The sequence below is a fragment of the Buttiauxella sp. 3AFRM03 genome (assembly GCF_003675305.1).
Lineage (GTDB): Bacteria > Pseudomonadota > Gammaproteobacteria > Enterobacterales > Enterobacteriaceae > Buttiauxella > Buttiauxella ferragutiae.
Genome location: NZ_CP033076.1, coordinates 1886966 through 1901090, shown reverse-complemented (window position 1 = coordinate 1901090; position 14125 = coordinate 1886966). Strand labels below are relative to the sequence as shown.

Annotated in this window: 12 protein-coding genes; 8 read left to right on the top strand and 4 right to left on the bottom strand. The window is 50.3% G+C overall.

Annotated features, from left to right (window positions below):
- Nucleotides 1–54 precede the first annotated feature (54 nt).
- The 6 genes from clpX (at nt 55) to D8682_RS10310 (ending at nt 7666) form a co-directional block, all read left to right on the top strand.
- Nucleotides 55–1329, top strand: coding sequence for an ATP-dependent protease ATP-binding subunit ClpX (clpX, locus tag D8682_RS10335; RefSeq protein ID WP_034457994.1), 1275 nt, complete (start codon nt 55–57; stop codon nt 1327–1329).
- Nucleotides 1330–1636: 307 nt separating this feature from the next.
- Nucleotides 1637–3991 (top strand): endopeptidase La, encoded by a 2355-nt coding sequence (gene lon, locus D8682_RS10330; protein WP_064549120.1) that lies wholly within the window; start codon nt 1637–1639, stop codon nt 3989–3991.
- Nucleotides 3992–4202: 211 nt separating this feature from the next.
- Nucleotides 4203–4475, top strand: a complete 273-nt coding sequence (gene hupB, locus D8682_RS10325) for a nucleoid-associated protein HU-beta (RefSeq protein WP_034457998.1) — start codon at nt 4203–4205, stop codon at nt 4473–4475.
- A 268-nt stretch (nt 4476–4743) separates the two neighbouring features.
- Nucleotides 4744–6615 carry a peptidylprolyl isomerase gene (ppiD, locus tag D8682_RS10320; protein WP_121814215.1) on the top strand — a complete coding sequence of 624 codons (1872 nt, stop codon included), beginning with the start codon at nt 4744–4746 and terminating at the stop codon, nt 6613–6615.
- 163 nt (nt 6616–6778) lie between these two features.
- Complete coding sequence (locus tag D8682_RS10315) at nt 6779–7144, top strand: helix-hairpin-helix domain-containing protein (protein ID WP_064549132.1); 366 nt, start codon at nt 6779–6781, stop codon at nt 7142–7144.
- A 123-nt stretch (nt 7145–7267) separates the two neighbouring features.
- Complete coding sequence (locus D8682_RS10310; protein WP_064549116.1) at nt 7268–7666, top strand: YbgC/FadM family acyl-CoA thioesterase; 399 nt, start codon at nt 7268–7270, stop codon at nt 7664–7666.
- Between the two features lie 33 nt (nt 7667–7699).
- Here the strand turns inward: D8682_RS10310 and queC are convergent, their stop codons facing one another.
- Complete coding sequence (queC, locus tag D8682_RS10305; RefSeq protein ID WP_121814214.1) at nt 7700–8395, bottom strand: 7-cyano-7-deazaguanine synthase QueC; 696 nt, start codon at nt 8393–8395, stop codon at nt 7700–7702.
- Between the two features lie 78 nt (nt 8396–8473).
- Nucleotides 8474–10177: an SgrR family transcriptional regulator gene (locus D8682_RS10300; protein ID WP_121814213.1), complete on the bottom strand. Its 1704-nt coding sequence runs from the start codon at nt 10175–10177 to the stop codon at nt 8474–8476.
- Between the two features lie 101 nt (nt 10178–10278).
- On the opposite strand from D8682_RS10300, the gene cof reads away from it, so the two are divergent.
- A complete protein-coding gene (gene cof / locus D8682_RS10295; RefSeq protein WP_064549111.1) occupies nt 10279–11100 on the top strand; it encodes an HMP-PP phosphatase in 822 nt (273 codons plus the stop codon).
- A 61-nt stretch (nt 11101–11161) separates the two neighbouring features.
- Here the strand turns inward: cof and D8682_RS10290 are convergent, their stop codons facing one another.
- Nucleotides 11162–12376 carry a lysozyme inhibitor LprI family protein gene (locus tag D8682_RS10290; protein WP_202914384.1) on the bottom strand — a complete coding sequence of 405 codons (1215 nt, stop codon included), beginning with the start codon at nt 12374–12376 and terminating at the stop codon, nt 11162–11164.
- Between the two features lie 64 nt (nt 12377–12440).
- Nucleotides 12441–13493 carry a PLP-dependent cysteine synthase family protein gene (locus tag D8682_RS10285; protein WP_064549109.1) on the bottom strand — a complete coding sequence of 351 codons (1053 nt, stop codon included), beginning with the start codon at nt 13491–13493 and terminating at the stop codon, nt 12441–12443.
- Between the two features lie 126 nt (nt 13494–13619).
- Between D8682_RS10285 and D8682_RS10280 the strand changes: the two genes are divergently transcribed.
- Nucleotides 13620–14081 (top strand): Lrp/AsnC family transcriptional regulator, encoded by a 462-nt coding sequence (locus D8682_RS10280; RefSeq protein ID WP_202914400.1) that lies wholly within the window; start codon nt 13620–13622, stop codon nt 14079–14081.
- Nucleotides 14082–14125 lie beyond the last annotated feature (44 nt).

Genomic DNA, 14125 nt, shown 5'->3' with positions numbered 1-14125 from the left:
ATGGCACTTGTGCCGTCCAGTACGGTGCAAAGAAACAGAAAAGAGGTTTTACCGATGACAGATAAGCGCAAAGACGGTTCAGGCAAATTACTGTACTGCTCTTTTTGCGGCAAAAGCCAGCATGAAGTGCGTAAACTGATTGCCGGGCCGTCAGTGTATATCTGCGATGAGTGTGTCGACTTATGTAACGACATTATTCGCGAAGAGATTAAAGAAGTCGCGCCGCATCGCGAACGTAGTGCGCTGCCGACTCCGCATGAAATCCGTCACCATCTCGATGATTACGTCATCGGTCAGGAACAGGCTAAGAAAGTCCTGGCGGTTGCGGTTTATAACCATTACAAACGTCTGCGTAACGGCGACAGCACCAACGGTATCGAACTGGGCAAAAGTAACATTTTGCTCATCGGGCCGACCGGTAGCGGGAAAACCCTGCTGGCTGAAACCCTGGCGCGTTTGCTGGATGTTCCATTCACCATGGCTGATGCCACAACGTTAACCGAAGCGGGTTACGTGGGTGAAGATGTCGAAAACATCATCCAGAAACTGCTACAGAAGTGCGATTACGATGTGCAGAAAGCACAGCGCGGTATCGTGTATATCGATGAGATCGACAAAATCTCCCGCAAATCTGATAACCCGTCCATCACCCGTGATGTGTCTGGTGAAGGTGTGCAGCAGGCGTTGCTGAAACTTATCGAAGGTACTGTTGCGGCGGTTCCACCACAGGGTGGCCGTAAGCATCCACAACAAGAATTCTTGCAGGTTGATACCTCTAAGATTCTGTTTATCTGTGGCGGTGCATTTGCAGGGCTGGATAAAGTTATTGCTAACCGCGTTGAAACCGGTTCAGGCATTGGCTTTGGTGCGACCGTAAAAGGTAAATCTCAGAAGGCGACCGAAGGCCAGTTGTTAGGCCAGGTTGAGCCAGAAGATTTGATCAAGTTTGGTCTGATCCCTGAGTTTATCGGCCGTCTGCCAGTGGTTGCTACGCTGACCGAACTGAGCGAAGAAGCGCTGATTCAAATCCTGAAAGAGCCGAAAAACGCCCTGACCAAGCAGTACCAGGCGTTGTTCAATCTGGAAGGCGTGGATCTGGAATTCCGCGACGAAGCACTGGATGCGATTGCTAAGAAAGCAATGGCACGTAAAACGGGTGCTCGTGGTCTGCGTTCCATCGTAGAAGGCGCATTGCTGGATACCATGTACGACCTTCCTTCTATGGAAGATGTCGAGAAAGTGGTGATTGACGAGTCCGTCATCGACGGTCAAAGCAAACCATTATTAATTTATGGTAAGCCGGAAGCACAGCAAGCATCCGGTGAATAATTCGCCAAAATAACCAGTCAGTTAGTATAAAAAGGGGGATTTATATCCCCCTTTTGCTTTTCCTTCATTCCTGGCATTGAATGCTCTGGAAACATCCCCATATACTGACTTACTTGTTGGTGATGTCATGATATTCGTCATCCTTCAAACCGCAGGTGCGTTGACTGCACCCACTCGCTCCAGTCACATAGTCAACTATGCTCCTGGAGATTCGTGGTCTGGTCGCCTTGCTGCAATTTGAATGATTTAGAATATAGACTGAGGCATCGCCCCATCACCAGGCGGACCTTAACTAAGAGAGAGCTCTATGAATCCTGAGCGTTCTGAACGCATTGAAATCCCCGTATTGCCGTTGCGCGATGTGGTGGTTTATCCGCACATGGTAATTCCACTGTTTGTCGGGCGAGAAAAATCCATTCGTTGCCTGGAAGCGGCCATGGATCATGATAAAAAAATCATGCTGGTGGCGCAGAAAGAAGCCTCGACAGATGAGCCAGGTATCAATGACCTGTTCTCAGTGGGGACCGTGGCATCCATCCTGCAAATGCTGAAACTGCCAGACGGCACCGTTAAAGTGCTGGTTGAAGGGTTACAGCGTGCGCGTATTACCACGCTTTCTGACAACGGTGACCATTTCTCAGCCCAGGCTGAGTACCTGAATTCGCCAGCTATCGAAGAGCGCGAACAGGAAGTGTTGGTACGCACCGCAATTGGGCAGTTTGAAGGCTATATCAAACTGAACAAAAAAATCCCGCCAGAAGTGCTGACATCGTTGAACAGCATTGACGATCCTGCGCGTCTGGCAGACACCATCGCGGCCCACATGCCATTGAAACTGACTGACAAACAGTCCGTTCTTGAGATGTCCGATATTAACGAACGTCTTGAATATCTGATGGCCATGATGGAGTCAGAAATCGATCTGCTGCAGGTTGAGAAACGTATTCGCAACCGTGTTAAAAAGCAGATGGAAAAGAGCCAGCGTGAGTACTATCTGAATGAGCAAATGAAAGCGATTCAGAAAGAACTCGGCGAAATGGACGACGCTCCAGACGAAAATGAAGCGCTAAAACGCAAAATCGACGCGGCTAAAATGCCGAAAGAGGCGCGTGAAAAAACCGAAGCGGAACTGCAAAAACTGAAAATGATGTCGCCAATGTCTGCGGAAGCAACCGTAGTTCGTGGTTATATCGATTGGATGGTGCAGGTACCGTGGAATGCGCGCAGCAAAGTGAAAAAAGATCTGCGTCAGGCGCAGGAAGTCCTCGATACCGATCATTACGGCCTTGAGCGTGTGAAAGATCGTATCCTGGAATACCTCGCAGTCCAGAGCCGCGTTAACAAGCTCAAAGGGCCAATTCTGTGTCTGGTTGGGCCTCCAGGTGTGGGTAAAACCTCACTGGGTCAGTCCATCGCTCGCGCGACCGGGCGTAAATATGTGCGCATGGCTTTGGGTGGCGTACGTGACGAAGCTGAAATTCGTGGGCATCGTCGTACTTACATCGGTTCCATGCCGGGTAAATTGATTCAGAAAATGGCGAAAGTGGGCGTTAAAAACCCATTATTCCTGTTGGATGAAATCGATAAAATGTCCTCAGACATGCGTGGCGATCCGGCATCTGCACTTCTGGAAGTTCTTGATCCAGAACAGAACGTGGCGTTCAACGACCACTATCTGGAAGTAGATTACGATCTGAGCGACGTGATGTTTGTAGCAACGTCAAACTCCATGAACATTCCGGCACCGCTGCTGGATCGTATGGAAGTGATTCGTCTGTCCGGTTACACCGAAGACGAAAAACTGAACATTGCTAAACAGCATCTGTTGACCAAGCAAATCGAACGTAACGCATTGAAGAAAGGTGAGCTGACGGTTGAAGACAGCGCCATTAGCGGCATTATCCGTTATTACACCCGTGAAGCGGGTGTGCGTAGTCTGGAACGTGAAATCTCCAAACTATGCCGTAAAGCGGTTAAACAGCTACTGCTGGATAAAACGCTCAAGCACATCACCATCAACGGCGATAACCTGAAAGATTTCCTTGGCGTGCAGCGCTTTGACTATGGCCGTGCAGAGAGCGAAAACCGTGTAGGGCAGGTAACAGGCCTTGCGTGGACCGAAGTAGGTGGTGATTTACTGACCATTGAAACCGCATGTGTGCCGGGCAAAGGCAAATTAACTTACACCGGTTCTTTGGGTGAAGTTATGCAGGAATCTATCCAGGCTGCGTTGACCGTGGTGCGTGCGCGTGCAGAGAAATTGGGCATTAATGCTGATTTCTACGAAAAACGCGACATCCACGTTCACGTACCGGAAGGTGCAACACCGAAAGATGGCCCAAGTGCGGGTATTGCGATGTGTACTGCGCTGGTATCTTGCCTGACTGGTAACCCTGTTCGTGCAGATGTGGCGATGACCGGTGAAATTACGCTGCGTGGTCAGGTTCTGCCAATCGGTGGTTTGAAAGAAAAACTGCTCGCGGCACACCGTGGTGGAATTAAAACTGTTCTGATTCCGGATGAAAATAAACGTGATCTGGAAGAGATTCCTGACAATGTTATCGCCGATCTGGATATCCATCCGGTGAAGCGCATCGAGGAAGTTTTGGCTCTTGCATTGCAAAACGAACCCTACGGAATGCAGGTTGTAACTGCAAAATAGTGACCTGACGCATATTCGGTCAATAAAATCAGAGCTGGCTGGTGAATTGTCACTTGCCAGCTTTTTTTTGTATCGCTACTTTAGACTGCTGGTGAGGCATGTCCTGAACAACGGGTGTTGTAAGGGCATGACAGGCCTGATATAACTGCTGCGCGGTCGCACTTTGAAGGATATCTGGTGCGATATAAATTATAAAGAGAGGAAGAGAAGAGTGAATAAATCTCAACTGATAGACAAAATTGCCGCAGGTGCTGATATTTCTAAAGCCGCGGCTGGACGTGCATTAGACGCTGTGATTGCTTCTGTTACCGAATCTCTGCAGTCCGGGGAAGACGTGGCACTGGTTGGCTTTGGAACTTTTGCTGTTCGTGAACGTGCTGCCCGTACTGGCCGTAACCCACAAACAGGTAAAGAAATCACCATCGCGGCTGCAAAAGTACCAGGCTTCCGTGCTGGTAAAGCGCTGAAAGAAGCTGTTAACTGATATATCGCGAGCCCTAACCTGCGTGATTCGGGTTGAATGATGACGGGGATATAGGGCAAGTCGAGTAAAGTTAGGTCAGGGCGCATCGTTAGATGTGCCTTTTTTTATGGCTGATGCCTAATTTTGCGCATGTTTGATGATTTGAACCCATTTTCTTGTCACAATACCCGCTTGCACACAGCGGCACAGCAGTACGCATATTCAGGGATGCCCATTTAGCGGCTGCGCTGGGTTTACCATTCACACTACAGTGGAGTGTTGTTACACCATGATGGACAATTTACGTACGGCGGCAAACAGCCTCGTAATCAAGATAATTTTCGGCATCATTATCGTGTCATTCATTTTGACTGGCGTGAGTGGCTACCTGATTGGCGGTAGTGCCAACTATGCCGCAAAAGTGAATGGTCAAGAAATCAGCCGTGGTCAGTTTGAAAACGCCGTTGCTAGCGAACGTAATCGTCAACAGCAGCAACTGGGCGAACAGTACTCTGTGCTGGCTGGCAACGAAGGCTACATTAAGCAGATGCGTCAGCAGGTGCTGTCACGCATGGTTGATGAAGCGTTAATGGATCAATACGCCAAACACCTTGGCCTTGGTATCAGCGATGAACAAATCAAACAAGCCATCTTTAAAGAGCCGGCATTCCAGAACAACGGCAAGTTTGATAACGCGCGTTATACCTCCATCCTCAACAACATGGGCATGACACCCGATCAATACGCGCAGGCACTTCGCAATCAACTGACCACTCAGCAACTGATTAACGCCGTCGTTGGCACCGATTTCATGCTGACCGGTGAAACTGATGAGCTGGCAGCCCTGGTATCACAGCAGCGTGTTGTTCGTGAAGCGACAATTGATGTGAACGCACTGGCTGCGAAGCAAGAAGTTACCGAGCAGGAAATTAACTCCAGCTACGAGCAAAACAAAAACAACTACATCGCTCCTGAGCAATTCCGGGTCAGCTACATCATGCTTGATGCGGCGTCTCAGAAAGTGGAAGTCGCAGATGCTGATATCCAGTCGTACTACGACCAGCATCAGGACGAGTTCACCCAGCCTCAGCGTAATCGCTACAGCGTGATTCAGACCAAAACTGAAGCCGAAGCTAAAGCGGTTCTTGATGAGCTGAGCAAAGGTGCTGACTTTGCTGCACTGGCTAAAGAAAAATCTGCGGACATCATCTCTGCACGTAAGGGGGGTGACATGGGTTGGCTGGAGCCAGGCACTACACCGGACGAGCTGAAAAATGCAGGTCTGAAAGATAAAGGCCAACTTTCTGGGGTAATCAAATCTTCAGTTGGTTTCCTGGTGGTTCGTCTGGATGATGTTCAACCTGCGCAAACCAAGCCGCTGTCTGAAGTAAAAGACGCGATTACGGCGAAAGTGAAGCAAGATAAAGCGGTTGATGCTTACTATGCGCTGCAACAGAAAGTAAGCGACGCGGCAAGCAACGATAACGAATCTCTGGCAAGTGCTGAAAAAGTCGCTGGCGTTAAAGCGGTTGAGACTGGCTGGTTCGGTCACGATAACCTACCTGCTGAGCTGAACTTCAAACCGGTTTCAGATGCTATTTTCAATGGTGCTCTGGTCGGTGCTAACGGTACGCCAGGAAGCAACTCTGACATCATTACCGTTGAGGGTGACCGTGCTTTCGTGGTGCGTGTAGCAGAACATAAAGCAGAAGCAATTAAACCGTTAGCTGAAGTTCGTGAGCAGGTTATCGCGCAGGTTAAACACCAAAAAGCTGAGCAACAAGCGAAGTTGAATGCAGATAAAATCCTGAACGAACTGAAACTGGGTAAAGGCGACGAAGCGATGAAAGTTGCAGGTTTGAGCTTCGGTTCCGCAAAAACGCTGGCGCGTACTGGCCAGGACCCAATCAGCCAGGCTGCTTTAACTCTGCCATTACCAGCTAAAGACAAGCCTTCCTTCGGCGTGGCTAACGACATGCAGGGTAACGTTGTTCTGTTAGCGGTCGATGAAGTTAAACCCGGTGATATGCCAGCTGAGCAGAAAAAAGCAATGGTACAAGGTATCACCCAGAACAATGCCCAAATTGCTTTCGAAGCGTTGATGACCAATCTGCGCAAAGAAGCCAAAATCAAGATGGGCGACAGCATCGAACAGCAGTAACGTTCTTCGGCGTTGCTCGCACTCCAGTGCAACGCTCTGCAACATTCAAAGGCCGCTTTCGCGGCCTTTTCCACATTTGAAGATTGCCATTTGCCCCTGTTTTTCCCTCCCGTTAAGGTTAATTCGCTGTCAACACACAAGGAGGAACAGCATGAAAACAGGAATCAAAAGCGGAATGAAAGCAGTCTGCATTGCGGTAGCTCTTATCGGTGCCAGCGCGTGCTCTCTGGCTACAGCAGCACCGGCTGCCGTCAAAAATGAAGCGGCTCAGCAACAAAGCGATAAAACCCCAGCCGCACCTGTCACCACCGCGAAGCAAGGTGATGCCGACGATGGCGTAGTAAGTATTAACACTGCCAGTGCAGAAGCTATGGCGCAGGCGATGAATGGTGTGGGGCTGAAGAAAGCTCAGTCGATTGTGAGCTATCGTGAAGAGTACGGCCCATTTAAGGCGATTGAGCAATTACAGGAGGTGCCAGGGATTGGCAGCGCGTTAGTCGAACGCAATCTGTCTCGCATTAAGCTCTGACGGATTAGCCCCGTTACTCGCATACGTTAAAAAGTTTGCTATGCTAAATGACAGGTCATACCAGTTTGGTGTGGCCTGTTTACTTCACCTGATGACCAAAACTAAAAATAGGGTTTTAGCGCTATGCAAACACAAATCAAAGTTCGGGGTTACCATCTTGATTTCTATCAGCATGTTAACAATGCCCGCTACCTTGAGTTCCTTGAAGAAGCCCGCTGGGAAGGGCTGGAGAACGCAGCGGGTTTCCAATGGATGACGGCCCACAACATTGCGTTCATCGTGGTAAACATCAATATTAACTACCGCCGTCCGGCAGTGCTTGGTGATGTATTACGCATTGAAAGCTCCCTGCAACAACTCAATGGCAAAAGCGGTGTTTTAAGCCAGGTGGTTAAACTTGAGCCTGAAGGCGAGGTTGTGGCGGACGCGCTGCTGACATTCGTGTGTATCGATTTGAAAACTCAGAAGTCGGTGCCGCTGGAAGGAGAACTGCGCGAGAAGTTAGTGCAGATGATGGAATAACTGATGGGGCGTGGCAAAACCACGCCCGCTGAATTACTTCAGACCCGTTTTCTGCTTCATGGCCGCCATGATCGCGGGTTTATCTGCCAGGTAATGGTTTAACCCGTTAGCCCGCAGGTTGCAGGCCGCACACTCACCGCAGCCATCCCCCTGAATGCCGTTGTAACAGGTCAGGGTTTGCTGGCGTACCAAATCCAGTTGCTGCCAGTAATCTGCCAGCGCCCAGGTTTCTGCTTTATCCAGCCACATCAGCGGCGTTTCAAAACGAATATCCCGCGCCATACCGAGGCTGACTGCATGATTGAGCGCTTTCACGAATTCATCGCGGCAATCCGGGTAACCTGAGAAATCAGTTTCGCAAACGCCGGTAATCACCGCTTCCGCTTCAACCTGATAGGCATAAATCGCGGTTAGCGTCAGGAACAGAATATTACGACCGGGTACGAAAGTGCTTGGAATGCCATTTTCTGTCGGATCGTAATTGGGCACCGGGATGCTGTCACGCGTCAGGCTGCTGACAGCCAGTTCGTTCAGCAAAGTGACATCGAGAACTTTATGCGCACGCGCGCCCAGTTTCAGAGCAAGCTCACGGGCAACGTCAATCTCAGCACGGTGGCGCTGGCCATAATCAAACGTCACACAGTGGACTTCATCATACTGTTGTAATGCCTGAATCAGGCAGGTTGTGGAATCCTGGCCACCACTAAAGACGACAACTGCACGTTTCATGTGTAATCCTGTTAAACAACTAAAAATATATGGTAACGCGTGGGCGTATGGCTGCCCAGCTCCTTGACGCCATTGTTTTCAAACCATGGTCGGTGGCGGTAACCACGCCAGAGTAAAATCGAACCAACCCCAGGCGTTCAATTCAATGCCATTTACACCTGGCGGCGCACTAATCTGGTAACGGTAATTAAACAGTGGCGACACGATGGCATCGCGCATTAATGCGCTGAACACTTCTTGCAAACCAGTATTGCGGGCATTTTCGTCGGGGTGGATTTGCACGGTATCGAGTGTTGCCTGCAAATGGGTGTACTGGTTTTCAGTCAGAACCGCAGGCCACAGCACATCGCTGCGTAACCACTGCTCCAGCGTGTAGACCGGTGCCTCGCCAATTAACCGGTCGCCCATCATTAAATCAGCTTCAGCTAACGCATCACACCCGGTCCAGTTTTTCGCGTCGTGGAAGACTAGCGTTAATTCACAACCTAAGGCAGCAAGAGATGTTTTAAGCTGCTGGGCCATCACGTGCAATTCAACCGGCAAATGATAAAGCAGCGTCAATTGTGGCGGCAGCGCAATCGCGTCGCACTGAGTCCACTCGGGAATTTTCCAGCCGGGGATCATCTCAACGCTTGGCATGATCAGCGATTCATCGACGGGCAGGCTGGCGATCAACTGTTGCTGGTGGATTACCTGCATCAGAAAGCGCGCCTGCTCTGGTGACAAGTTGCTGTTTTGCTTCACTGCCAGATAACAAAAGCCGAGGCTGATGCTATTGCTGACAGGGCGAAGATGGACCAGTTCATCTTGTTGCCCAATGGCAATTTGCACCGGATGGCGGCAACTGGTGCCTAGTTCGGTGTCGAACAATTGTGGGGTAATCCAGTATTCCACTGCTTTGAGTAACGGATGGCCGAGATGGTAAGACTCAAAGCTCTCGATGCGTACCAGACTCTCTTTATAGCTGCTGATGCGAAATGGCCCGCAGCCGATTTGGTCATCTTCTGGGTGGGCCAGGCGGCTGCAATAACTCGCCAGCCGATGAGCCAGCCAGTAGTCGGGGCTATGCAGCACAAAACGGATGCATTGCGTATGGGCGAGCTCAATGCTTTTCACGCTGACAAACAGATGCCGCATTGCCGGAAGTGCCAGCAGCATCATTAAACGTTGCTGTAATTGCGTGCTTTCCACTGGCTCGCCGTTGTGCCAGTGAAGTGTGGAGCGAATAAAAAAGTTCCAGTTCAGGCCGTCTTCGGAGACTTCCCAATGATGAGCAAGGTCAGGTTGTGGGAGCGTGCCAGAGGAGGTGAATCGGGTGAGGCCAGCAAAGATTTGCCCAGCTAAATGCTGCTCGGCACGACCTGGCAGAAAACCCGGCTGCAAAGGTTCTAGCGGACGATAATAGGGAATACGTAGCGTCGGCGTATCATTTTGCCACTGCCCACCTAAAAATGGTTGCAGCAAATGGCGCAGTTGTTCCGGTGCGATCTGCGCCAGTTCGAGCGCATTCTGATGCTGTCCTTTGTGCAACACCTGTTCCATCATTCCTGAACGAACGCTTTCCGGCGTCACCAAAAATGTCAGGGTGCCGCGTTTCCCGCGCCCGGACTTCGCCTCCCAGGTTAACCACCCCGCATCCTGTAGCTGATTGAGCAACGTTCGCACATGGCGTTCACTGCAAAAACAGCGAGCGGCCAAATCCGCTACGGTGACGTGTTGAATTTCCCCCGCCGAGGGTTGCCACAAACGTTGAAATTGGTTGAGTCGATTGAGTAGTCGCATAGTTAAACCCGGAACAATTTTAAAAAAGTATTCACTATTAGTTCCGTATATACCAGGTGATACTGCCAGCTGTGTTTTAGTCGTCACAAATCGGAGTAAACATGGCTCGTCTGGCTGCATTTGATATGGATGGTACGCTGTTAATGCCCAATCATCTTTTGGGCGAAGAAACGGTGCGTACCCTAAACCGGTTGCGCGATGAACGCCAGATGACACTCGCATTTGCCACGGGTCGCCATGTGCTGGAAATGCGCCATGTCCTGAACAAACTCTCACTGGAAGCGTTTTTGATAACCGGCAACGGGACACGCATTCACTCAACGGAAGGCGAACTTCTGCACCGCCAGGATCTTGCAGCAGAGGCAGCGGAAACCGTGATTCACGGGCAGTGGGAAACCCAGGCTAGCCTGCACGTGTTTAATGACACCGGCTGGTTAACGGAATATGCAGTTGGGGAAATGCTCAACGCCCACGTTTACAGCGGCTTTAGCCCGAAAATTGTTGATGTAAAACGCATCCCTTCTGATGAAGTGACGAAGACCTGTTTCTGTGGCCCGCACGATGACCTGCTACGGCTGAAAGTTCAACTGGAAGAGGCGCTGGGTGACCGCGCGTTTCTCTGTTTCTCGGCGGTAGATTGCTTAGAAGTGTTACCGGTGGGCTGCAACAAAGGCTCGGCGCTGAAGGTATTAAGTCAGCATCTTGGCCTGACGATGAAAGATTGTATGGCATTTGGCGACGCGATGAACGACCGCGAAATGCTCTCAAGCGTGGGTCATGGATTAATCATGGGCAACGCGATGGCACAACTGAAAGCAGATTTACCGCATTTACCTGTTATTGGTCATTGCCAAAAACAGGCCGTTTCTCATTATTTGACTCATTGGCTTGATACACCAAACCTCACTTATTCCCCCGAATGATAAGGCATTAAGCCAGCCGGGCATTAGCCCGGCTTTTTTTCGTTATTGCCTGAAAAACTCGTCACTGATCCCCTGTCGACAAATTCTCGCTGAGATAATCCAGTTGCTCATTTAACCACGCATTAACGATAGCTGTTGAGGCTTTACTGGCATCGCTGGCGGTGAATTTTCGCTCTGTTTGTAGCCACTCCATCGTCGCTTTACGTGCCGGATCTATCGCGATAAGTAGCTGTTCACGTTGCACCTTTGGCCAGCTTTTGTCATCCCATTCGCTAATTCTCTTCTCAGGGGATTCCTGCGATTGACCTTCAATTGGCTTAAGGAAATCGGTGGGTGAGAGCGTTGCACGCAGCCGGAGTATCGCCCAATCCGCATAGCTGGCATAACGAATGGTACCCGAATTTGGGTACGCAGCACTCATGACTGGATCGAGGATTTTATTAAGCTGCTTCCACGCAGGTAGTTCAAAAAGATTGCCTTGCGGTGGGCAGATAGGGGCCTGGCTATCGCGAGAGGAACCCCATAATGCCCCAAAAGCGCGATAAGCCGCATCGCCCTGGCGGCTAAAAACAAAGCAATGAACATCAGGGCGGGGAGGGACTTCATCATACCTGCCCTGCTCAATGGTCATGCGCAGAAAGGTCAGTACGGCAACGTTCTTGCTGGTTTTAGGATCGTTCTCAATATCTTTCAGCAATGAGGCTGCAAAGTCGTTCTGTTTATTTAACGCGGTGACCGCAACCTGGTGGCGTTGTTTCGCTTCTTCCGCCGTGACGCCACTGGTGGGTTCAAAACGATTGAGGTAGACCAGCCATGCGGAGGCAAGCGGGCCACGATACTGCTTCAACTGATAAGCGGCATTTGCCGGATCGGCAGGAATACTGGCAATAATCGCGTCGAGTTGAGTTTCCGCCTGTTGCGTTGTTGCTTGTAGACTGGATTTACGCTGGTTAAACAGGTTTTCCAAGCAAGCCGCATCGGCGTTACACGCATCGCGTTCTTTTAGCCAGCTACGCTGGTTTTTGCGTAACTCACTTGCCCCTTCATCAGACAGGTTCGCCATTGCCGTTTGGTATTTTTCATTGAGAGTACTGTCGAGCTGGCTCAGTGTTTCGTTATCACAAATAGCGTGTTCGATGGCCGTTGTCGCTTTGCTGCAATCGAACGAGGCCGCATGTGTTGAATGAACTACGAAGAAGCCTGCCAGGCTGAGACTCAGTAACAAACGCCGGTCAACTAACCGGCGTGGAAAGCGAAGAGAAGCGTGAATATGCACAGTGAGTTCCTTTCAGTGTCCTTTTTGGGGAGAACAATAATACCTCACTTCTCGCCTGTGGATTCTATTGTGCAGCCACCTGTTTGTGAATTTCAGCCATCCACGGCGCAACATCGCCGATGTTCGCCTTCACCCAATCCGTGTTGTAATAGGTTTCCAGATAACGTTCACCGCTGTCACAAAGCAACGTCACAATAGAACCGGTGCGCCCTTCATCACGCATCCGTGCGGCAAGCTGCAACACACCCCACATATTGGTGCCGGTCGATGCGCCGACTTTACGGCCCAGTATCGTTTCCAGCCATTGCATCGTGGCAATACTGGCCGCATCAGGGACACGCATCATTTCGTCGATAACATCCGGGATGAACGACGGCTCGCAGCGTGGGCGGCCAATCCCTTCAATTTTACTGCCGATAGCACTGCGCAGGCTGCAATCGCGGTTCTGCCAATAATCCATGAACACTGAATTTTGCGGGTCGACAACCGCCAGCTGCGTCGGATACCCCAGGTAGCGCAAATAACGGCCAATCGTTGCGGAAGTGCCGCCGGTACCGGCGCTCATCACAATATACTCAGGCACTGGATTAGGCTCATGTTCCATTTGGCGGAAAATACTGTCGGCAATGTTGTTATTGCCACGCCAGTCGGTGGCGCGTTCGGCGTAAGTAAACTGATCCATATAATGGCCGTTCAGTTCGCGAGCCAGCGTTTCAGAAGCCGCGTAAATTTCGCAGGCGTTTTCCACGAAATGGCAGCGGCCACCATAAAACTCAATTTGTTCAACCTTACGTTTCGCCGTGTAGGCGGGCATCACGGCGATAAAAGGCAGCCCTAACAAACGGGCAAAATAGGCCTCTGAAACAGCGGTAGAACCGGAAGACGCCTCAATGATGGTGGTGCCTTCTTTAATCCAGCCGTTACACAAACCATATAAAAACAGCGAACGGGCAAGACGATGTTTCAGGCTACCTGTCGGATGTGTACTTTCATCTTTCAGATACAGCTGAATACCGGGAAAACCAGGCAGCGCCAGGCGAATTAAATGTGTATCGGCGGAACGTTGGTAATCGGCGTTAATTTCGCTTATTGCGTGGTTTACCCAGATGCTGGTCATGTTGTTGTCCGTATGAATTTTCGTTTGTCTATTTGTGCCTAGAGTAATGCAAAAATGAGATAAAAAAGTTGCCTTTTAGCCTGTCAGGAACGTTCAATGGAGAAAAAATTTCTCCCGGAGGTCGCCATGTTAGATAAAATTGACCGCAAACTGCTATCCTTGCTGCAAAACGATTGCACCCTCTCTTTGCAGGCACTCGCTGATGCCGTTAATCTGACCACCACACCCTGCTGGAAACGCCTGAAACGGCTGGAAGACGACGGCATCATCCGCGCCAAAGTTGCGTTATTAGACCCGGAAAAACTCGGCCTCGGTCTGACAGCATTTGTGTTGATAAAAACCCAACACCACAGCAGTGAGTGGTACTGCAAATTTGTTTCTGTCGTGGAGCAGATGCCTGAAGTGCTCGGTTTCTGGCGCATGGCGGGGGAGTACGACTACCTGATGCGTGTACAGGTAGAAGACATGAAACGGTACGATGATTTTTACAAACGGCTGGTGAATGGTATTCCAGGTTTAACCGACGTGACTTCGAGTTTTGCCATGGAACAGATAAAATACACCACGGCCTTGCCACTGGAACGCTAAGTTAGGTTCTCCGGCCTCAATAGCATTTCACTAGTATTTCTCAG